The following is a 19,293-nucleotide window of genomic DNA, read 5'->3' as shown; positions in this document are numbered from 1 at the left end:
TAGTAGTGCTGGATAGTTTCCCACCCTCGCAGGCCCGAGGAGCCCCCTCATGCAACTCGCCGCGATCATCGTGTCGTTGGTTCTGACCGTGGTCGGCGTTGCGCTCATCGCCCGAGCCGTCGCGCAGATCTACCGGTTCGTGAAGCTCGGCCAGCCCGTGCCTGCGGGCAGCCGGACCGACGACCCCAAGCAGCGCACGATCACCCTGGTCAAGGAGTTCCTCGGCCATACCCGTATGAACCGGTGGGGGATCGTGGGCTTCGCCCACTGGTTCGTCGCCATCGGCTTCCTCACCCTGCCGCCCACACTGGCGCAGGCGTACGGGCAGCTCTTCGAGGCCGACTGGGTCCTGCCGATCCTGGGCGGCTTCCTGCCGTTCGAGATGTACATCGAGTTCATCGGTCTGATGACGGTCGTCGGCATCGTCGTCCTGATGGCGATCCGGCTGCTGAACCTGCCCTCCCGCGCGGGCCGCAAGTCCCGCTTCGCCGGCTCGAAGGCCTGGCAGGCCTACTTCGTCGAGTACGTCATCCTCACCATCGGACTCGCCATCCTCGCCCTGCGCGGGCTCGAGGGCGCGATCCACCACGTGGACCACTACGAGGCCGCGTACTTCGTCTCGTACCCCCTGGTCCTGGCCTTCGAAGGCCTGAGCGTCTCCACGCTCCAGACGCTGATCTACTTCACCGCGATGATCAAGATCGGCACCTCGCTGATCTGGATGATCACGGTCTCGCTCAACACCAACATGGGTGTCGCCTGGCACCGCTTCCTCGGCTTCCCGAACATCTGGTTCAAGCGGAACGCCGACGGCTCCACCGCCCTCGGCGCGCTCCAGCCGATGACGAGCGGCGGCAAGGAGATCGACTTCGAGGACCCGGGCGAGGACGACGTGTTCGGCGTCTCCCAGGTCGAGCAGTTCTCCTGGAAGGGCATCCTCGACTTCTCCACGTGCACCGAGTGCGGCCGCTGCCAGTCGCAGTGCCCCGCCTGGAACACCGGAAAGCCGCTCTCCCCGAAGCTGCTCATCATGTCGCTGCGCGACCACGCGCACGCCAAGGCCCCGTACCTGCTGGCCGGCGGCGGCAAGACGATGGAGGGCGAGGAGAAGGCCTCCGAGGAGCAGCTGAAGGACGTTCCCGCGGCCGCCCTCGCCGAGGCCGAACGGCCGTTGATCGGCACGCTCGAGGAGAACGGCGTCATCGACCCGGACGTGCTGTGGTCCTGCACCACCTGCGGTGCGTGCGTGGAACAGTGCCCGGTCGACATCGAGCACATCGACCACATCGTCGACATGCGCCGCTACCAGGTGATGATCGAGTCCGCGTTCCCGTCCGAGGCGGGCACGATGCTCAAGAACCTGGAGAAGAAGGGCAACCCCTGGGGGCTGGCCAAGAAGCAGCGCGTGGAGTGGACCAAGGAGGTCGACTTCGAGGTCCCGATCGTCGGACAGGACGTCGAGGACCTCACCGAGGTCGAGTACCTGTACTGGGTCGGCTGCGCCGGCGCCCTGGAGGACCGGGCCAAGAAGACCACCAAGGCCTTCGCGGAGCTGCTGCACATGGCGGGCGTCACGTTCGCGATCATGGGCGGCGACGAGAAGTGCACCGGTGACTCGGCCCGCCGCCTCGGCAACGAGCCGCTGTTCCAGCAGCTCGGCCAGGAGAACGTCGCGATGCTGAACATGGCGTTCGGCGAGGACGACGAGGACGAGTCGACGAAGAAGCCCAAGGCTTCGAAGAAGATCGTCGCGACCTGCCCGCACTGCTTCAACACGATCGCGAACGAGTACCCGCAGCTGGGCGGCGAGTTCGAGGTCATCCATCACACGCAGCTGCTCCAGCACCTCATCGACGAGGGCAAGCTGATCCCGGTGACCCCGGTCGAGGGCCTCATCACCTACCACGACCCCTGCTACCTGGGCCGCCACAACAAGGTCTACACGCCGCCGCGCGAGATCATGTCCGCCGTCCCGGGCCTGCGCCAGCAGGAGATGCACCGCCACAAGGAGCGTGGCTTCTGCTGCGGCGCCGGCGGTGCGCGGATGTGGATGGAGGAGCGGATCGGCAAGCGCATCAACACCGAGCGCGTGGACGAGGCGCTGTCCCTCAACCCGGACATCGTCTCCACCGCCTGCCCCTTCTGCCTCGTCATGCTCACCGACTCCGTCAACGGCAAGAAGAACGACGGCAAGGCGAAGGAAGGCCTCCAGGTCGTCGACGTCGCGCAACTCCTCCTCGACTCCGTCAGGACACCGGCCGACCCGGCGGCGTCCGAGGAGCCGGAGGACGCACCGGAGCCGGAACCGGTGAAGTAGCAGGCACACGCGACAGGCGCACACGACGGGTGCGCACGCTGGGTGCCGCGGCGCCCACGGGTGAAGGAAGCGGCCGGATCTGCCTCGGGGGCAGAACCGGCCGCTTCTTCGTGTTCGTGGGTGTTCCGCGGGCGTGGGGGCGGGGCCGGACGAGCATCATGGGGCGGCAGGGCGAAGCCGAGGCGTACGGAACGAACGGGGCGGTTGGCTGTGCGGACGCACGGGGCGGTGGGACGGTGACCGGGACACGCAGGACGCACCGGCCCTCCGGCGCGCACAGGACGTCCGCGCTCGGCGCGCTCGGCCTCTGCGTCCTGCTGGTGGCGGGCTGGACGTCCGGGTGTACCTCCGCGGCGGAGCCGGCCGACCCGACCAGTGCCGGGGTGGGTGCTGGGGCGGGGGCCAAGAACGGTGACGCCCCGCCCCCCGCCGGGCGGACGGCGGGCGACCTGCTCCCGGTCCCCCGCGGCAGAGGAAGCCGCCTCCCCGACGACTTCAACGGCGACGGCCACCGCGACCTCGTCCTGAACGACCTCGTCGTGGCGCCCGGCGAGAGCCGCGCCGACGGCAGGAGCAACGGCGGCGCCCCCGACGACGCGGGCATCGGCATCGTCTACGGCACCGCAGGCCCGCACGCCCTCGACCCCGCCGTACGCCGCCTCCTCACCCCGCGCGCCCACGCCACCGCCGTCCCGGGCAGGCCCCCCGCCGCCTTCGAGGCCGCTGCCTCGTGCGACCTCGACGGGGACGGCTTCGCGGACCTGGTCATCGCCACGGACACCCCTCCGTACGACGGCACCGACCGCCCGCCCGCGGCGCTCCACCTGCTCTTCGGCTCCCCCACCGGCCTGTCCGGCACGCCGGTCGCGCTGCACATCCCCGAGCAGGCGCGCCTCGGCGACGCACCGCCGGACCACCCCGTCTGCGGCGACTTCGACGGCGACGGCAGCCCGGATCTGGCGGTCACCGCCTCCGCGCGCGGGGCCGGCTTCCAGGTCGGCTTCCTGCGCGGTCCCTTCTCCCGTACCGGCGCCCCGCGCGCGGCCGGAGCGACCGTCTCCGTGGCAGGTCCGGCCCTGTCCGCCCCGCCCACGGGCCCCGACACCGACGCCGACGGTTACGACGACCTCGTGGTCTTTGCCCGCGCGCCCCGGCCCGGTACGGCGGCCGAGGGCACCCTCCTGCTGGGCGGCCCGGACGGCCCCGGCCGCGCGGGCGGCCCGTACCGCACCGAGCCCCTGCCGCTGCCGGAATCCCCGGCGTCCCCGGCGGGCGGGGCTCCGATCACGGAACTGCTGCGCACGGCCGACTTCGACGGGGACAAGCGCCCCGACCTGGTGACGCGGACGACGTACCGGGGCGGGCGGACGGACGTGGTGGCGCTGTACACGGCGGGGCGCACGAAGCCGGTGATCACCTTCAGTACGTCGGTCTTCCTGCGCTGAGGCCCCCTGCAGGGGCTCTGCGGCGGCCCCCGGCGCGGGGGCCCGGCAGGTCCGCGAAGCCCTTCCGGCTGACCCCCCGGGGTTCCCTTAGGGGATGTCACAGCTCAGCAGCAAAGGCCCGCCCGATCCCGCTCCGCTCCACCCGGCGCCGCCGGACCGGGTACGTTCGAATACGTGGCTGGATTCAGGATCGGACGCGGCCGGGACAACCGCACGCAGCAGCAACCCCCGCAGGCACCACCGCCCTACGGCGGCGGAGGAGGCCGTGGGGCACCGCCGTACGCACAGCAGCAGCGGCCGCAGTGGCCTCATGCGGGCGGCGGCGCGCAGCAGGGACCGTACGGCGAGCCGGAGTACTTCGGCGACCCGTACCAGCAGCACCCGCACCAGGGCGGCCCGCAGGGTGACCCGTACGCCAACAACCCTGGTCACACCCAGGCGTTCAGCGTCAACGAGGACCCGTACGGCCACGGCGCGACCTACCAGGCGGGCAACACCCCCGCCGCCCCCTCGGGTCCGCGGCTGCACTGGAAGCAGCTGCTGAGCGGCATCGTGCTGCGCCCGGGAGCGACGTTCTTCCAGATGCGCGACTACGCGGTCTGGGGCCCGGCGATCGTCGTCACGTTCCTCTACGGCATGCTCGCGATCTTCGGCTTCGACAAGGCCCGCGAAGAGACCATCAACGCGACGATCTCCACGGCGATCCCGTACGTCCTGACCACGGCCGTCGCGTTCGTGATCGGCGGCCTGATCCTCGGCGCCGTGACCCACACCCTCGCCCGCCAGCTCGGCGGCGACGGCGCCTGGCAGCCGACGGTCGGCCTCTCCATGCTGATCATGTCCATCACGGATGCCCCACGGCTGGTCTTCGCCCTCTTCCTGGGCGGCGAGAACTCCCTGGTCCAGATCCTCGGCTGGGCGACCTGGCTCGCGGCGGCGGCCCTGTTCACCTCGATGGTGAGCAAGTCGCACGACCTGCCGTGGCCGAAGGCGCTGGGGGCGTCGGCGATCCAGCTGATCGCGCTGCTCTCGATCATCAAGCTGGGCACGATCTGACCCGCTGAGCACACGGAGAAGGGCCCCCGCCGGCATCGGCGGGGGCCCTTCCTTCCGTTGCGGCCGTAGGTCCTCCTGCCGACCGCTCAGGCGTCGAGGATCTGACCGGCCCGGCGGACGACGGGCTTCTCCACGCTCCAGGGGAAGTTGATCCAGTCATCCGTCCGCTTCCACACGTACTCGCACTTCACGAGCGAGTGGGACTTCTCGTAGATGACGGCGCTGCGCACCTCGGCGACGGTGTCGACGCAGAAGTCGCGGACCAGCTTCAGCGTCTTGCCGGTGTCGGCGACGTCGTCGGCGATCAGGACCTTCTTGTCCGAGAAGTCGATCACGTTGGGCACCGGCGCGAGCATCACCGGCATCTCCAGGGTGGTGCCCACCCCGGTGTAGAACTCCACGTTGACCAGGTGGATGTTCTTGCAGTCGAGCGCGTACGCGAGCCCGCCGGCGACGAAGACGCCACCGCGGGCGATGGACAGCACGACATCGGGCTCGTACCCGTCGTCGGCGATGGTCTGCGCCAGCTCCCGGACCGCGCCACCGAACTTCTCGTACGTCAGGTTCTCTCGTACGTCACTCATGCGTCACACCTGTGTCCGATGGAAATTCTGGAACGACCGGGAGGCGGTGGGACCGCGCTGCCCCTGGTAGCGCGAGCCGTACCGCTCGCTCCCGTACGGGAATTCGGCCGACGAGCTGAGCTGGAAGAGGCACAGCTGGCCGATCTTCATGCCGGGCCACAGCTTGATCGGCAGCGTCGCGAGATTCGACAGCTCCAGCGTGACGTGCCCGGAGAACCCGGGGTCGATGAACCCGGCGGTCGAGTGGGTGACCAGCCCGAGCCGCCCGAGGGAACTCTTGCCCTCCAGCCGCGAGGCCAGATCGTCGGGCAGCGAGATGACCTCGTACGTGGAGGCCAGCACGAACTCCCCGGGGTGCAGGATGAACGCCTCGTCCCCGTCCGGCTCGACCAGCCGCGTCAGATCGGCCTGCTCGACGGCCGGGTCGATGTGGGGGTACCGGTGGTTCTCGAACACCCGGAAGTAGCGGTCGAGCCGCACATCGATGCTCGAGGGCTGCACCATGGATTCGTCGAACGGGTCGAGGCGGACCCGCCCGGCGTCGATCTCGGCCCGGATGTCCTTGTCTGAGAGAAGCACTCCCCGAGGATACGCAGAGCGCGCGACCCCGCCGCACCCGGCAGCCCGCGCGCCTCTGCTGTCCCCTGCTGTCCTCCGCTGCCCTCCGCTGTCCTCTGCTGTCCTCTTGTCTGCGGTTACCGCTCGACCGACTCCACGGGCACGACGCTCCGCAGCCGCGCACACCGCGGACAACGGATGAGCCGCCCGGGCCCGATCCGGGCGTTCCCGAGCTGCTGCATCGGGAACGAAGAGGTACTGAAGACATGCCCTTCGGCACAGCGGACGACGGTGCGCTCCATCAAGTCCATCGGTTCCCTTCCCCAACGAATGCGGACGAACGACCACATTAGGGGATGTACGGGACGACGCTGCGGGCGGCACTCCGACCAGAAGGCGACTCCAACGGTACGCCCCAACTCCCGCGCCCCGCAGCCGCATCCAGGGCCACCCCGGACCGACGAACGCCACGCAGGCCCCGCGGCGTCATTCGCCGGGGGCCTGCGATGAGGTAGAGTGAGCGACGCTGCGGGACCGATCACGGTCCGCAAGGCGGGTGTAGTTTAATGGTAGAACATGAGCTTCCCAAGCTCAGAGCGCGGGTTCGATTCCCGTCACCCGCTCCATGGAAAAGGCCCAGGTCATAGACCCGGGCCTTTGTTGTTGTCTAGACCGGATCAGGCGTCGCGCACCAGATCCGCACCAGAAGGCCCCTCGCGGCCCTTCTGCCGGGCGGCCCGCACAAGCTCATCGAGCCCGCTCGCGACTTCCTGCTGCCGGTCGAGGTCCGAGTGCTGATAGATCAACGCGGCCTTCTCCGAGGACTGCCCGGCACGAACCATCGTGTCCTTGAGCGTGGCTCCCGATCGCGTCGCCAGGGTGTGCCCGGTGTGACGGAGATCGTAGAAGCGGAAGCCGTCCGGCATGCCGACGAGATCGCGGGCCTTGCGCCACTTCCGTCCGAAGGAGGTGCGCCGAAACGGGGCGCCCTTCTCCCCCACGAACAGCAGTCCATCCGGTCCCTTCTCCGCGTACCAGTCGAGATGCCGCCGAAGGTCGGTCCGCAGAAAGGCCGGCAGGACCACGAATCGCTTGCCCGCCTCGGACTTCGTGTCGCCCGGAGCTCGGCGGCCGGTGGCCAGCTCGGGCGCGGCCATGCGGACCCGAATGGTCATGGCGTCCAGGTCGACGTCCTTGCGGCGCAGTTCGGCCTGTTCCTCCGGTCGCATCGGACCGTACGCACCGAGGTAGACCATCAGACGCCAGCGGGGCCCGAGGGCATCAGCGAGCGCGTCGACCTGGTCGACGGTGGCGATCTGCCGCTCGGCAGCAGACTCCTTGCCCGCTCCTCTGATACGGCAGGGGTTGCGCCGGATCAGCTCGTCATCAACCGCGGTCTCCATGATGGCCTTCAGCAGGCGGTACGCCTTGGCAACGGTCGTGGCGGCACCGGTACTCGCCAGACGATCGGCCCGCCAGGTGCGAACGCGAGGCGCGGTGATCTCATCGAGGTCCAGGCCCTCGAAGGTGGGGAGTAAGTGCAGCCGAAGGAGCCGGCGGTACAGCTCGTCCGTGGTGGCGGACAGGCCCCGCTCATCGACCCACTGAAGCGCGTACTCCTTGAAGTTCACGGCTCCTGCGTCCGGGTCCTGCCAGTCGCCACGCGTGAGGTCGGCCTCGACCTGGGAGAGCCAGACCTCGGCATCCTTCTTCGTTTCGAACGTCTCGGGCGCGCGGAACTCCTGCCCGTCCGGACCCAGGTAGCTAGCGGTCCAACGCCCGGACCGGTACTGACGGACCGAGCCGAAACGCCGGCGGCTTCCCTTCTTGTTACCCATCAGGCGGCCCTCCCGTAGCGCGAGCGGCGACGGCGAACGGGGTGAACGGTGTTGGCGTCGATGAAGGCCACCAAAGCGCCTTCAGGGATGCGGACATGTCGACCGACCTTCACGAAGGTCACGCGCCGCTCGGCAATCAGGCGACGGGGAAAACGCTCGCTCGTGCCCAGCCGCTCAGCGGCTTGCGCGACGGTCAGAAGCCGCTCAGCCATGGGTGGGTTCTCCTTCCGTACCGAGGGCAGGGGCGAGTGAGGCGGATAGCCACTCCTCGCCGCGGGTGAGGCCGATGCCGGCGAAGGCCCAGTGCGCGACGACGTACGTCGTCTCCTCGTCTTGGTCGACGTCGATCGAGCGCAGTTCCTCGGGCATGGCCGCGAGTGCCTGGGCACGCCTCCACTCGGCTCGGGCATTGCGCAGCGCTCCGAGAGTGGTCGAGTAGCGGCGCGTCTTGGTCGAGAAGTGGCCGCGGAAGCCGAGCATGTGGGCCCACGCCCTCAGTCGCAGCTCAGCCAGGTCTTTGCGCGCGCCGAGCTGCCAGGCCGTCTGGATCATTCGCCGGGCGTGGTCGGTGATGCGCGCGTAAGCGAGCTCGGCCAGGAACTTGATCGGCCGGTCCAGGGTGCCGGTCGCCGCCTCAGCGCCTTTGGTGGCGTACTTGGCGATGTAGGCAGCCACGGCGCGTTCGGTCAGTTCGGCCGGACCGTCGAAGTCGGCCGAGCTGATGGGGCGCACGTCGAGCTGTCGACCGAACCCGAAGGCGTGCGGACGACGGTCGATGACAGGCCCATTGACGGCCGCACTGCGAGCAGCGGCACGGATCGCGTCGGTGAGCAGGTCGGTCGTTGCCCATGGCGGAGGTGAGCTGTGGCTGCCGTCCGGGCCGTCGATACGGATCACTGCGTGAAAGTGGACCGCGCCGCGCTTCTGGTACTCGGCCACCTTGGCGAATGAGACGCGGGCGGCCTGGGGGAAGTCGCGCTGAGTTAGCCCGGCGCGCTTGGCGATCTCTCGTCGCAGGTAGATGGAGAAGCGTCGCCAGAGCATGCCCGCGTGGGCGTTCCACAGGACGGCGGCCTCGTAGTCGTACGTCGCCGGGTCCAGGGGCACCCCGAGTAGGTCGTCGTCCTGGTCGTGCAATGCACCGCACCGGCAGGGCCGTACGGTTCCACGCCGATCGGTGGGCCGGTTGTGAACAGCCCCGAAGCCGGGCGCGGTGAACGTGGCGAACACCCTGGGGTGTTGGGCGACCGTGTCAGGGTTGCCCTTACCGCCCCGCAGGCCGGCCGTGACGAGCTGGAAGGTGTCCCGGCGGTAGACCTCTGCGCAGGCCGCGCATCGAGTCGCCCGGCGGTTGTTGCAGCGAACCAGGAGACGGCCGGCCGGGAGCTCTACCGAGTTGAGGTGGTGCAGGACCCGGCCGATCTCACCCGTTCGCGGGTTGAGTTCGTATTCGGTGCGGTGGCCGTCGAGGCGCACAGGGCTCGTGCAGCCACCCAGGCCGCGTAGTTGACGGACGAGGGCAGGCATATTGCCGAGTGCTGCGAGCCCGCCCAGGTCTTTGAGCGGCGGTGGAGTGTGTCCGGTAGTAATCGAGCTGTCCTTTCGACAGTGGTCGGGAGGGTCGGTGCCTGCCGGGGCGGCGGGATGCTTGGCGGTATCGAGGCCGCCCCGGCAGGCCGGTCAGCGTGCTCGCGCGCGACCGAGCAGAGAACGCAGCACCAGGGCCGCGATGGAGACGGAAACGGCCGTTACGGCGACCGTGGCCAGCAGCGCGGTCAGCACGACGCCGACCACGAGTACGGCGGCGACGGCTCCGACGCCCAGGCCCACGTACGGGACGACCGGTCGCGCAGCGGAGGCCGCCGGAGTGTGGCGGCAGGCACGCGGGGCGGAGTGAGGCCGTTCGGTGGGCAGCTCCGAAGTGATCAAGTGCGCGGTCGGGACCGGCGGAGCGTCGGGCATCTTGGGGCGGAGCAGCACGGCAGTTCCCCTCTCACTTGTTGGTGCCGTTGACGACGTCGACTCCAGAGCGCGTGCCGGACTCGATCGCCGGGGCGAGGAAGGTCTGGGAGAGCCAGAAGCCGAAGAGGGCGACGACGACAGCGACCCAGAGGCGGATGCCGAGGAACTTGATTGCGGCCCAGGCGACGACACCGAGGACGAAGACGAGCGGCAGACTGACGGTCACTGGAAGCTCCTCAGCGGACGGAACAGCGGTGTGTACGTGCCGCCAACTCGGCGGCAGCGCGGCTGTCGAAGTCGGTAGAGAAGCCGCAGCGCGGAGCCGTACAGGCGGCGGTGTGCTTCTCACGGCCCCGGCCGTCGTAGTAGGTGCCGACCTGGACCGGTCCGACGCGGGTCACTCGTCGGAAGCGCGGCTGTGTGGGCATGAGCGGGTCCCTTCTTGGGTGAGTTCGGCGGTGTGGTCGATGAGCCATCGGCGGATCTCGCCGGCTTCCTGCTCGTCGGCGCTGAGGATCACCGGCTCGGCGAGGAGCACGGCTTCAACGAAACGGTTCTGGCGGGTCAGTTCGGCCGCGCGCTTGAGCGTGCGGAGCGTGGACGGACGCAACGGCATTTCCTTGTCGGTCAGCTGAGTTGGGCGGCGATGGCCTCGGCGAGCGGCATCGGAACGCCGAGCCGGGCGCGAAGGGTGGCGGTATCGATCGGAGATCCCGTACGGGTGAGGTGTTCGGCCGCGACCTTTCGGGCATGGTCGACGAGAGCCGCTGGGGGCTGGGCAGTGGTGCGGGGCGCTTCCGGGGCCGCAGGTAGCGCGGGTGACTCCGGCTCGACCGCATGCAGCGAGTCCGCTTCCGTGACGGCTTCCGTACGGTCACTCGGCCCGTGAGCGAGCAGGGTGCCGCCGAGGAAGGCGACCGCCGGCCAACCGGCCACCGTGATGCGGAGCCAAGCCGGGACGTTGTCCAGGTCGAGAAGCCCGGCAGTGGCAACGTTCGCCCCGAGACTGGCCGCGATGGCCACCAGGAACCATGACCACCCGGCCGCCCTCGACTCCCCCGTCCGCAGCCGCTTCCAGGCAGCGACCATCAGCAGGTCGACGCTGACCGGATAGGCCCACGCCTTCCAGCCGTCCTGGCCCGCTGCCACGGCCAGGTCATGGAGATGCGCGAAGGACAGCGCGGCGGCGATGACCGCTTGGATCAGTACGGCGTCAACACGGACAGGCAGCGCGCGCACGGCAGGACTCCTCCGGTTTTGGGCATGGCGGGGTAGGGACTTGGCACGAGGCGGTCGCGCCAACCGAGGGAACAGAGCGCTCAGCCGGCGGGGACCAGCTCGACCGGGGCGTACGGCCGGAAGGGCTCCAGCGCCGGTATGTGTGGGGCGAGATGGGCCGACTCACGGCAGGCAACGGCAGCGTCGGCGAGCGAGAGGTACGGCGTACGAATGCGGGACCAGCCGCCCGACGAATCGCCGACGACCGCGACCCCCGGCGCCTCGGGAGCGATGGCGGAGGCGACGTACACCGCCTCAGGAGCGATGTCGCCGAGCGCCATCTTCGCCGATGCCTCGTCGTTCACTCGGTGGCAGACGCGACCGGTGAGCTGGGCCCGGAGCATGGTTGCCCCCTTGCCCAGCTCGGCCCCGAAGCGTTGTCCGCAGACCTCCAGGTAGATGCCCGCGGCCCGCCCGAGCTGCGCGAGACGGATGAGCTGGGTGACCATCTCGTCACGTCGTTCCTCGTCCTTGCGGGTGGCAACGAGGAACAGTTCCGCCACCTCGTCGACGAAGAGCACGATCGGAGCCGGCCGTTCGTCGTCGGGCAGGCCCCAGATGTCGGAGGTGATCTCCTCGTCCGGGATGCCAGGGGCAATGCTCTGACGGGCCCGGATCAGGTCGTACCGGTTCTCCATCTCCTGCACGAGTACCGGCAGCAGCTCGGCAGCCTCATCCGGGTCCGTGGCCAGGGCGGAGAGCCGAGACGCGAAGGGAGCGAGCTCCACACCGCGCTTGCAGTCGATGCCGACGAGCGCCACGGATTGCGCAGCCAGCGCCGCCAGCAGATTGCGAAGGAACATGGACTTCCCCGAGAGCGTGGCCCCGAGGACCAGCTGGTGAGGTATCGCCCGGTAGTCGCGCACGAACGGGGTCGCGTCCTCCCGGAGAGCTACGGGTACGGAGAGAAGCCGTTTCTCCGTGTGGCGTGGCATCTTCACGTCCCGTAGGACGTCGAAGCCGACGAGCCGCAGTTCGACCACTCCCGGCTTGATGCTCCGGACATGGACGGCGTGAACGCCCCAGGCGTGCCGCAGCCGCTCGCATGAGGCAGCTACGTCCGCCGGCTCCTGCCCCGGGGCAAGGCGGAGCCGTACCCGGAGCCCCGTCGCGGTCGGGCGGACCAGACCACGACGGGGAGGGACCGGGCGTACCTCGCGGCGAGTGGCTGTCCTTAGGGCGAGCGCCCGCAGTCGGGACGGTGGAACCGTGAGTCCGCACGCGTCCATGGTGGAGCCGTACGAGACCAGCAGCCGCGCCGTCGAGACGGGAAGGCCGACCATGGACCAGTAGACCGAGGGATGCGCTTTGCGGGCGTAGGCCACCCCACCAACGGCCGTGCATGCTCCGCCGAGTTCGGCGAGCGTCACCAGGTCAGCCACGGGGATCAGCCCTCCTGCCCAGCCGGGTAGGCGCCGGGGGCGACAGCAGCCGCACGGAAGGCAATGCCGTGACGGGCCTGACCGTTGAAGATGCTCTCCCACGGTCGAGCAACCAGTCCCGGCAGCGAGACGGGCGCACCTACGGCGAGCCCCTCCGTGACGCCGCTCTGCGGAACGGTCACCGCGATCAGGGAGGACTCCCCCTGGTCGATGTAGACGACGCCGACTGTCATCAGAGCTTCGCCGGTCACGGCGTCCTTGGCGATCTCACCGGTCTGCCGGTCGCGCAGTTTCGGCGCCGGAGACTCCGTCAACAGGACCGTCGCCGTCGAGGCGTCGATTCGCATCATTCGCACTGAGATTTCTCCTCTGTGTGGACACCCGCCAACACCTGACAGGTTGACTTAGCAAGTTCGAAGCTAGGGATGCCAGGTTGACTTGTCAAGTGATTCAAGTGGCCGACAGCGCAGATCAGTTGGGTGGATCTCAGCTGAGCCGGTACGTGTCTTCGAGTTCCTGCCGGTCCGCCGGCAGCAGCACATCGGTCACTTGAAGAGCCTGCCCGGAGGCATCGAAGGCCACGACGAGCACGCTGAGCAGCGGGTCTCCCGCAGCCATGCCGAGGAGGTCTCCCTCCTCCTTGGTCGCGAGTCGAGCGGAAACGCGCTCTGTCACGTGGTCGAAGCGCACACGCCTTCTCGACTCCAGGTGCTCGCGAAGGCCGCCCTGAATGGGCGCGGGGCCGGCAAGGTCCGTACCGTCGGCGAGACTTGCCGGGAAGTACGACGAGGCAAGCTCGACCGGTTCCCCTTCATCCTCGATCAGCAGTCGCCGTACGAGAACCTTGCCCCGTTTTGGGACGCCGAGCAGCGAGGCCAAACGCGGGGGCACGGGCACTTCTCCCACCTCGACGAGGCGGCCCGCGGCCTGGGACTCATCGCGCTCCAGCGCTTCGCGACCGCGCCGGTCCTTCTGCTCGACGGCTTCCCGTTGGCCGCGCACGATGGTGCCGTACCCCTGCCGCGACTCAAGCCAGCCATCCCGCTTGAGGAGTTCAAGGGCTCGGACGACCGTCGGGCGGGACATGCCGAAGGTCTGGACGAGCTGGTTCTCGCTGGGCACACGAGTACCGGGCGGGTAGGTCCCGTCCTCGATTCGAGCTTGGAGCGTTTGCGCCAACCGCACGTACTTCGGTGCAGCCACTTCGTACGCCATAGCCCCGCCTAGCCGGAATCCGCCAAGTCAACTTGTCAACCAACCTACTCACGTGAGTAGACAGTCGCCACCCTCGGCGCGCTACTTGTGGGCAACGGCTCAGTGCTTCCAAGCGCCGGCGACCACGAATGAGACCACTGTCCCTCCGAGCGGACTCGGTCCGGCACTCCAGGAGTCCGACAGCTCATCCACCAGGCAAAGCCCTCGCCCATGCGCCTCGTCGGCGGCGGGTTGCCGCATTCGCACATGGGCCGGAAACCCGGGATTGTGCACGTCGACCCGCAACGCTTCCCCTACGCGCCACCACTCGACGCGCACCCGCCACGCATCCTCGGCCTCGCCGTAGAGGATCGCGTTGGTGACCAATTCGGAGACCATCAGGACGCAGTCGTCCAGCGAGCATGCCAGGCCGTACGGGTCTAAGAACTTCCGGAACCAACGACGGGCGCGAGAGACCGATTCGGGCTCGGGATACAACGTCATGCGGCCGATCGAAACGGGCTCTGGACCCGGGTCGGCGAGACCTTCAGCGACACCACTCATGCGCTTCTACTCCCTACCGGTGCCGTCACAGTCGAGACAGCGCCGCTTGGACGTGGCACGAACGCGACCATCGGCAGCGGAGAGCGCCAGAGCGGAGCGAGAACCAACGCGCTTCCAACCCTGTCCCCGGCATGCAACGCAAGGCGCATGCGCGGAGCGCGCTAATCCAGCACCTTCGTGGATCACAGTCGTGCCCCCTTCCACTAAGTGGCCTTAGCCACTTAGTGGATAGTGGCATTGGCCACTTGAGAGGCGCAAGCGCTTCTCCAACAGTGGAGCGACTTTCAGGTGATCGGGTAGCCCTGCTCGAAGGCCCAACGCCCCGGCGGATAGGTGGCTTCGGCGAACTCCAGCGGGCGATCCTGCAGGTCATAGACGACGTGGTGCACAATCAACACGGCCGACCCAGCAGGCAACTTGAGGTCAGCCGCTTCCTCATCAGTCGCTGCCCGTGCGCACATACGGTCTTCCGCGTAGCTGCCCTGCCGGCCCGTCATGCCCTCGACGTACATGAGCGTGCCTTCGCGGATACGGTCCGGCTCCAGGAGCTTTGGTGCACGGTTGCCGACCTCGGCACCGAACCACGAAGTGGACAGCGTGATCGGCCCTGCCTCGTTGTTCGTCACTCGCCGACGGTGGACCGCTCGACTGCCGGCCGCCAGACTCAGGGCTTCAGCAACGTGCTCAGGAGCCTCCAGCCACCCGGCCGAAGTGATCACCGCGTACTCGCCTGGCGTGTAGATCTTGCCCGTTTGTCTTGCCCGACCGTACAACTCACGGGCACGGCGGTTCACTTGAAGCCCGCGAACGTAGGTGCCCGAGCCTTGACGCTTCTCGACGAGGCCCTGATGGCTCAGCGCTTCGAGGGACCGGGCGGCCGTGGGTCGCGACACCTTCCAGTCGGTCGCAAGTTGCCGCTCCGACGGGACCTCATCTCCCGGCCGCAAGTCACCGCGCAAGATCTGATCGCGGATGTGGTGCGCGATCTGCAGGTACTTGGGCTGGGTCTCTTCAATCTGCGGCATCCGAGCCCCTTCCCTAAGTGGCTATTACCTCTAGCCACTATAGGGTGAGTGGCCAGCAGGGTAACCCGTACGCTGACGCGGGTGACGCGCTTGATCGTGGCAGCAGGTGGAGGGGGCGACGCAGTCGCCGCCGCAATGCTCGACGCCGCCCTGTATGGCACCGAGGGGCCGGCCGTGGTTCTCACCTACGCGTGGGACCGCCTCCTGATCGATCCAGTGCCGGGTCCACGAGGCCCAGCGAGCTTCACCGGCTTGCGCCCTCTGACCAGAAGCGTCCAGGTCGTACCCGGCGATGCACGTCCAGTGGCCCCCGCAGGGTCGACACTCCCGCGCCTCGCTGCGGAGCTCCCGCAGACCTTCGCTCTGATCGACCCGCACCACGGAGCCGAGGGCATCACACGCCAGCTCGAAGAACTCATCCAGCAACTGGAGCCCGAGTCGATCGACCTCCTGGACGTCGGCGGCGATATCCTCGCCCGCGGTGACGAGCCGACGTTGCGCAGTCCACTCGCCGACGCTCTCACTCTCGCGGCGTGCTGCCAAGTCAATGCAGCCGTACGCCTCCTGGTCGCAGGCCCCGGCTTGGACGGCGAGATCCCAGCCAAGGACCTACGCGACCGCACCGGCCCCACTCTTCTGACCCTGACGGCTGAGCACGTTGAGCCGGTCAGCTCGGTGCTGGAATGGCACCCCTCGGAAGCAACGGCCATGCTCGCCGCGACAGCCCGAGGAGTCCGCGGCCTCTGCGAAGTCCGCGACGCCGGCCTACCCGTCCCGCTCACCGACCAGGGCCCCACCGTCCACGAAGCCGACCTGGACGACGCGCTCACCCGCAACGAGCTCGCCCGCGCCATTCTCACAACGGAAACCCTCGACGAGGTCGAACAGCAAAGCCGCGAAATCTGCGGCTACTCAGAGATCGACTACGAGCGCAACAAGGCCAGTTGGCTCGGTACCCAGACAGAGCAGAAGCTCGACCCGGAGACGACGCTCCGCCAACTCGGCCAGTTCGAAGCCGAAGCCCGCACCCGCGGGATCACGCACACGACGTTTCGCCGCCTCACCGAAGCACTCGGCCTCAATGGCAAGCAGCGCCAGGACCTCAGGGCGCTCCTGCTCAGCAACCGGCCGGAGCAGTACCAAGCCCCGCTCTGGCACATCCCACCGGCCGCCTGAGTAACAACTTTCTTCACGGGTTCAAGGCGCTTCTGCCGCGCAAGCGCGGCAGCGCGCGGCCCGTCGGCCGGGCCGCCGCTCCTGTCTTCGCCCCACGGCCACCCGACCGCCGGCCGCACGCCGAAACGGCGAAGGGTTGACGGTGGAGGAAGCCCGATGTGGCTGGGGCGGTCGGCTCCACGGCTTTAGGCAGCCACCATGGGGCGAGCCTCCAAGATCATGGCCCCGATCGGGCAATTGCGGGCAGGCGAGGAGCCAGCCCGATTCGCGGGTCAGCGTAAGGGGCCATGATCTCTCGCCCCATGGCAGCTCCCGCCCAAAGCCGCTACACCGACCTAAGTTCTCGTCATCCCCGTGCGAACCAGTAGCTGGGGCGGTCTTGACGACGGGGCCGAAACTTGCGCGCATCGAATGCAATCCGGGCTTTCAGCGCCTTCTCAGCTTCATTAAAGTTCCATACGGGTTTGAACGCATGGCGGTCCCGAAGGCCAGTCAGAGCCGCATAGGTGAGAAAGCTGTGCTGAAGGCCGAGGGCGACCACTGCCTGCATCGCCGCCTCCTGCTCGGCTGCACCCACAGCCGGGGTGCGAATCTGCACCGCGTCGAGAATCATGTCGACTCGCTGCAGCGCGGTCACATCGAGCGACCCCTGTACCTGAGCACCGAGATTTGCGCGTAACTGATCTGCAAGAAGACCCGTCTGCAACAGAGCCTCAAGGAACGACCCGTCCGTCACTACGGGCTCGCCCCGAGCGTGGGCGCGACTCATTAGTTGAACGAACGACGTGGCGATACGCGCGTCCGCCTCAGCCACTCCGATACGGGCTAGTCGACGCTCCTCACGCCACTTGCCTGTGAACTGAAAGATCGCTACCAGCACCGCGGCTGCGATCGTGGCCGCCCCAGTCACGACAGCTGTCGTGATCTTCGGATCCATGCCGAAAACTTAGTGGGACCGCTCCACCTTCGGAGTGGCTTTGCCAGAAGAGCGAAATTACGCGGGCCGTCCGAGGTCAGCCGAAGGCGACCAACGTTGACAACCTTCGACGGCTAAGCCACAGGTCACAGCGTTGGCCGCTCAGGAGGCCGCAGGTCAGCGAGGCCATGCGTCACTTCTTCGGCTACTGACGACCTCAGCAGAAGGGGGACTCAACCCATAAGGACGCCACCGACCCGTTTCACGGGAGGTTTCACGATCTTGAAGGAAGTCGAAATACGGTCGCTGCGAACGCTTCGACACGTCGTCGGTCGTAGCCAGACTACGCATTCCCCAGCGTGCAAAGTAAAGACCCAGCAAAGCCGACTTCCGACAATTCCGGCAAAGGGTCCGAGATCCTGGCACTGGGAGACCGGGATTGTCAGTGGTGAGTGATATAAGCCCACACATCTCGCGAAGCCGCAGGTCAGCGACCCGTACGGCTCGAACACCCCAAGGGTAGCGCCAAGTTGCTTGCGATGAAGGCGTACTCGACGAGCATCGCGAGCAACTTCCCTTCCCCTGCCCCCTGGCCAGCCCCAACACGTCACCATGGAGCCACCACGAAAGAGCCCACCCGAACCGCGCTGGCTTCCAAACGAGAGCGGCAGGGTGGGCAACGAACCTTGGAGGTCCAATGTTGAGTGTCCCCCGTGTCGCCCCTTGGCTGTCAACTCGCACACAGCAGTCGGTCTTGGTGATAAGCGTGATCGTCTGCGTCCTCTGGGGTGCGCTCCCGCAAGTTCAAGACCTGATCACATCACTGATCGTGCTCAACGCCATTTGGTTGGCTCGAGCGGCAGTAACGCGGACAGTAAGCGCTCCGTCGTCCCAAGTCGCCAACCAGTAGCAGACACGCCCAGGTTGCAGCGCGGGCGTCCGTACCCCCGGAGAGACCTGATGACCTGCACTCAGTCCACGGCCGCCGGCTATGGCTCACGAGCTTCGTGCCACTACCGCGCCAGATGGGGCGGGGAACCACGGGGAGCTGTGGTCGCCAATGGCGACCAACGCTGCCAGGGCCTGCTATCGGCGAGCAGCAGGTCAGGGCACCACCGACTCCACCTCGCTCCTAAAGCGGGTGTCGCAGGTTCGGATCCTGCCGCGGGTAGAGAAGGAACAGTCCAGAGCCCCTTCTGCTCACTGGACGGAAGAGGCTCTGGGCTTGCGCCGCGCATCGGGCGGGACGGTGGCCGAGCGCCCCGCAATGACAGCCACCCGACCACTCGACTTCGCCCGCGTCCGGGGCGGTCAGCCTCCCAGGGGCAGGGCAGCCGCTATCGCGTTCCGATCCTTGCGACTCACCAGCGGAAAGACGATCTTCAAGCCCTGCTCATTGTCCGGCGAGGAAACGACGAAGGATGAGTTGAGCACGCGCTCCTTGACCACCGAGCGAACGAGACCGGCGCGCGGAATCGTCATCAAATGCTCTTCCGGCCGGGCGAAAGTCGGGTTCGCCCGGAAGACGAAAACGCGGCGGTCGGTCATGGCCAGATACATGGGGGTCGGCGTCGGGATCACGGCCATCCCACCACCGCTCATGATCGCCGATGCTGCCCCGAAGACAGCTGTCCGGCGCACCGAGACCGAACTCAGGTTCACGATGGTCGCCACCTCGACCTGCTCTCCGGGCTCGAGCATGGGGTCGATAGCAGCCAGCAGCAATCTGCGACGCTTTCCGTTCACGGGGTACTCCTGCGATGTTGCATGGGAACCGGACGGGGGATGCTTCCGCCCGGCAGTCAGCAGTCCGCCCTCCGGGCGTCGCCGCAGGATGTCGTAACCCGTGAAGCAACCATGGGTCGGACTCCCTTGCGAGGCATGGCCGGCGTGAGCTGTCGGCATACCTTGCCACACGCACTCCCGGACCCCGCCTCAGCATCCGACCTCCGATCCCAGCCAAACAGCGATCGGATGAGACAGCTCTAGTCAAGACCG

At 67.9% G+C, this 19,293-nt stretch carries 21 protein-coding genes and 1 tRNA gene; 5 read left to right on the top strand and 17 right to left on the bottom strand.

What is annotated here, in order from left to right; translation table 11 throughout:
- The first annotated feature begins 49 nt into the window (after positions 1 to 49).
- The 3 genes from ACQPWZ_RS19140 to ACQPWZ_RS19130 all read left to right on the top strand — a co-directional run bounded on the left by ACQPWZ_RS19140 (position 50) and on the right by ACQPWZ_RS19130 (position 4,818).
- A complete protein-coding gene (locus tag ACQPWZ_RS19140; protein WP_433571958.1) occupies positions 50 to 2,317 on the top strand; it encodes a heterodisulfide reductase-related iron-sulfur binding cluster in 2,268 nt (755 codons plus the stop codon).
- Between the two features lie 236 nt (positions 2,318 to 2,553).
- On the top strand, positions 2,554 to 3,762 hold the full coding sequence (locus ACQPWZ_RS19135) for an FG-GAP repeat domain-containing protein (RefSeq protein ID WP_433571957.1): 1,209 nt from the start codon (positions 2,554 to 2,556) through the stop codon (positions 3,760 to 3,762).
- A gap of 174 nt (positions 3,763 to 3,936) precedes the next feature.
- Positions 3,937 to 4,818, top strand: coding sequence for a Yip1 family protein (locus tag ACQPWZ_RS19130; RefSeq protein ID WP_433571956.1), 882 nt, complete (start codon positions 3,937 to 3,939; stop codon positions 4,816 to 4,818).
- 86 nt (positions 4,819 to 4,904) lie between these two features.
- On the opposite strand, the gene ACQPWZ_RS19125 is transcribed toward ACQPWZ_RS19130, so the two are convergent.
- Complete coding sequence (locus tag ACQPWZ_RS19125) at positions 4,905 to 5,402, bottom strand: phosphoribosyltransferase (protein ID WP_327682046.1); 498 nt, start codon at positions 5,400 to 5,402, stop codon at positions 4,905 to 4,907.
- 3 nt (positions 5,403 to 5,405) lie between these two features.
- Complete coding sequence (gene dcd, locus ACQPWZ_RS19120; RefSeq protein WP_340474301.1) at positions 5,406 to 5,981, bottom strand: dCTP deaminase; 576 nt, start codon at positions 5,979 to 5,981, stop codon at positions 5,406 to 5,408.
- Positions 5,982 to 6,512: 531 nt separating this feature from the next.
- Here dcd and ACQPWZ_RS19115 point away from each other — a divergent pair.
- Positions 6,513 to 6,586 (top strand) — tRNA-Gly (locus tag ACQPWZ_RS19115).
- Positions 6,587 to 6,637: 51 nt separating this feature from the next.
- On the opposite strand, the gene ACQPWZ_RS19110 is transcribed toward ACQPWZ_RS19115, so the two are convergent.
- The 13 genes from ACQPWZ_RS19110 to ACQPWZ_RS19050 form a co-directional block, all read right to left on the bottom strand.
- On the bottom strand, positions 6,638 to 7,798 hold the full coding sequence (locus tag ACQPWZ_RS19110; protein ID WP_433571955.1) for a tyrosine-type recombinase/integrase: 1,161 nt from the start codon (positions 7,796 to 7,798) through the stop codon (positions 6,638 to 6,640).
- On the bottom strand, positions 7,798 to 8,010 hold the full coding sequence (locus ACQPWZ_RS19105; RefSeq protein WP_433571954.1) for an excisionase family DNA-binding protein: 213 nt from the start codon (positions 8,008 to 8,010) through the stop codon (positions 7,798 to 7,800). Before ACQPWZ_RS19105 ends, ACQPWZ_RS19110 begins: the two co-directional genes overlap by 1 nt.
- Entirely contained in the window at positions 8,003 to 9,325 is a 1,323-nt protein-coding gene (locus ACQPWZ_RS19100) for a replication initiator (RefSeq protein WP_433571953.1), read from the bottom strand. The genes ACQPWZ_RS19105 and ACQPWZ_RS19100 overlap by 8 nt, the downstream gene beginning before the upstream one ends.
- Before the next feature lie 153 nt (positions 9,326 to 9,478).
- Complete coding sequence (locus ACQPWZ_RS19095) at positions 9,479 to 9,775, bottom strand: SpdD protein (RefSeq protein WP_433573839.1); 297 nt, start codon at positions 9,773 to 9,775, stop codon at positions 9,479 to 9,481.
- A 16-nt stretch (positions 9,776 to 9,791) separates the two neighbouring features.
- A complete protein-coding gene (locus tag ACQPWZ_RS19090) occupies positions 9,792 to 9,986 on the bottom strand; it encodes a hypothetical protein (protein ID WP_313945130.1) in 195 nt (64 codons plus the stop codon).
- A 10-nt stretch (positions 9,987 to 9,996) separates the two neighbouring features.
- A complete protein-coding gene (locus ACQPWZ_RS19085) occupies positions 9,997 to 10,188 on the bottom strand; it encodes a mobile element transfer protein (RefSeq protein WP_433571952.1) in 192 nt (63 codons plus the stop codon).
- Positions 10,158 to 10,370, bottom strand: coding sequence for a hypothetical protein (locus ACQPWZ_RS19080; protein ID WP_433571951.1), 213 nt, complete (start codon positions 10,368 to 10,370; stop codon positions 10,158 to 10,160). Before ACQPWZ_RS19080 ends, ACQPWZ_RS19085 begins: the two co-directional genes overlap by 31 nt.
- 17 nt (positions 10,371 to 10,387) lie before the next feature.
- On the bottom strand, positions 10,388 to 10,999 hold the full coding sequence (locus ACQPWZ_RS19075) for a DUF2637 domain-containing protein (RefSeq protein WP_433571950.1): 612 nt from the start codon (positions 10,997 to 10,999) through the stop codon (positions 10,388 to 10,390).
- An 80-nt stretch (positions 11,000 to 11,079) separates the two neighbouring features.
- Complete coding sequence (locus ACQPWZ_RS19070) at positions 11,080 to 12,420, bottom strand: FtsK/SpoIIIE domain-containing protein (RefSeq protein ID WP_433571949.1); 1,341 nt, start codon at positions 12,418 to 12,420, stop codon at positions 11,080 to 11,082.
- A gap of 5 nt (positions 12,421 to 12,425) precedes the next feature.
- On the bottom strand, positions 12,426 to 12,776 hold the full coding sequence (locus ACQPWZ_RS19065) for a hypothetical protein (protein ID WP_313945135.1): 351 nt from the start codon (positions 12,774 to 12,776) through the stop codon (positions 12,426 to 12,428).
- Between the two features lie 130 nt (positions 12,777 to 12,906).
- Positions 12,907 to 13,635, bottom strand: a complete 729-nt coding sequence (locus ACQPWZ_RS19060) for a GntR family transcriptional regulator (RefSeq protein WP_433571948.1) — start codon at positions 13,633 to 13,635, stop codon at positions 12,907 to 12,909.
- 99 nt (positions 13,636 to 13,734) lie between these two features.
- Positions 13,735 to 14,178 (bottom strand): ATP-binding protein, encoded by a 444-nt coding sequence (locus ACQPWZ_RS19055; protein WP_433571947.1) that lies wholly within the window; start codon positions 14,176 to 14,178, stop codon positions 13,735 to 13,737.
- A 284-nt stretch (positions 14,179 to 14,462) separates the two neighbouring features.
- Positions 14,463 to 15,203: a GntR family transcriptional regulator gene (locus tag ACQPWZ_RS19050; RefSeq protein ID WP_313945138.1), complete on the bottom strand. Its 741-nt coding sequence runs from the start codon at positions 15,201 to 15,203 to the stop codon at positions 14,463 to 14,465.
- Positions 15,204 to 15,338: 135 nt separating this feature from the next.
- Here ACQPWZ_RS19050 and ACQPWZ_RS19045 point away from each other — a divergent pair, with 135 nt between their 5' ends.
- Positions 15,339 to 16,379 (top strand): DUF1152 domain-containing protein, encoded by a 1,041-nt coding sequence (locus ACQPWZ_RS19045; RefSeq protein ID WP_433573838.1) that lies wholly within the window; start codon positions 15,339 to 15,341, stop codon positions 16,377 to 16,379.
- Between the two features lie 346 nt (positions 16,380 to 16,725).
- Here ACQPWZ_RS19045 and ACQPWZ_RS19040 read toward each other — a convergent pair whose 3' ends face one another.
- Complete coding sequence (locus tag ACQPWZ_RS19040) at positions 16,726 to 17,316, bottom strand: hypothetical protein (RefSeq protein WP_433571946.1); 591 nt, start codon at positions 17,314 to 17,316, stop codon at positions 16,726 to 16,728.
- 1,290 nt (positions 17,317 to 18,606) lie between these two features.
- On the bottom strand, positions 18,607 to 19,041 hold the full coding sequence (locus ACQPWZ_RS19035) for a hypothetical protein (RefSeq protein WP_433571945.1): 435 nt from the start codon (positions 19,039 to 19,041) through the stop codon (positions 18,607 to 18,609).
- Positions 19,042 to 19,293: the final 252 nt, after the last annotated feature.

This window comes from Streptomyces sp. CA-251247 (assembly GCF_050952975.1).
Lineage (GTDB): Bacteria > Actinomycetota > Actinomycetes > Streptomycetales > Streptomycetaceae > Streptomyces > Streptomyces achmelvichensis.
This window is presented reverse-complemented; position numbering and strand designations above follow the sequence as displayed.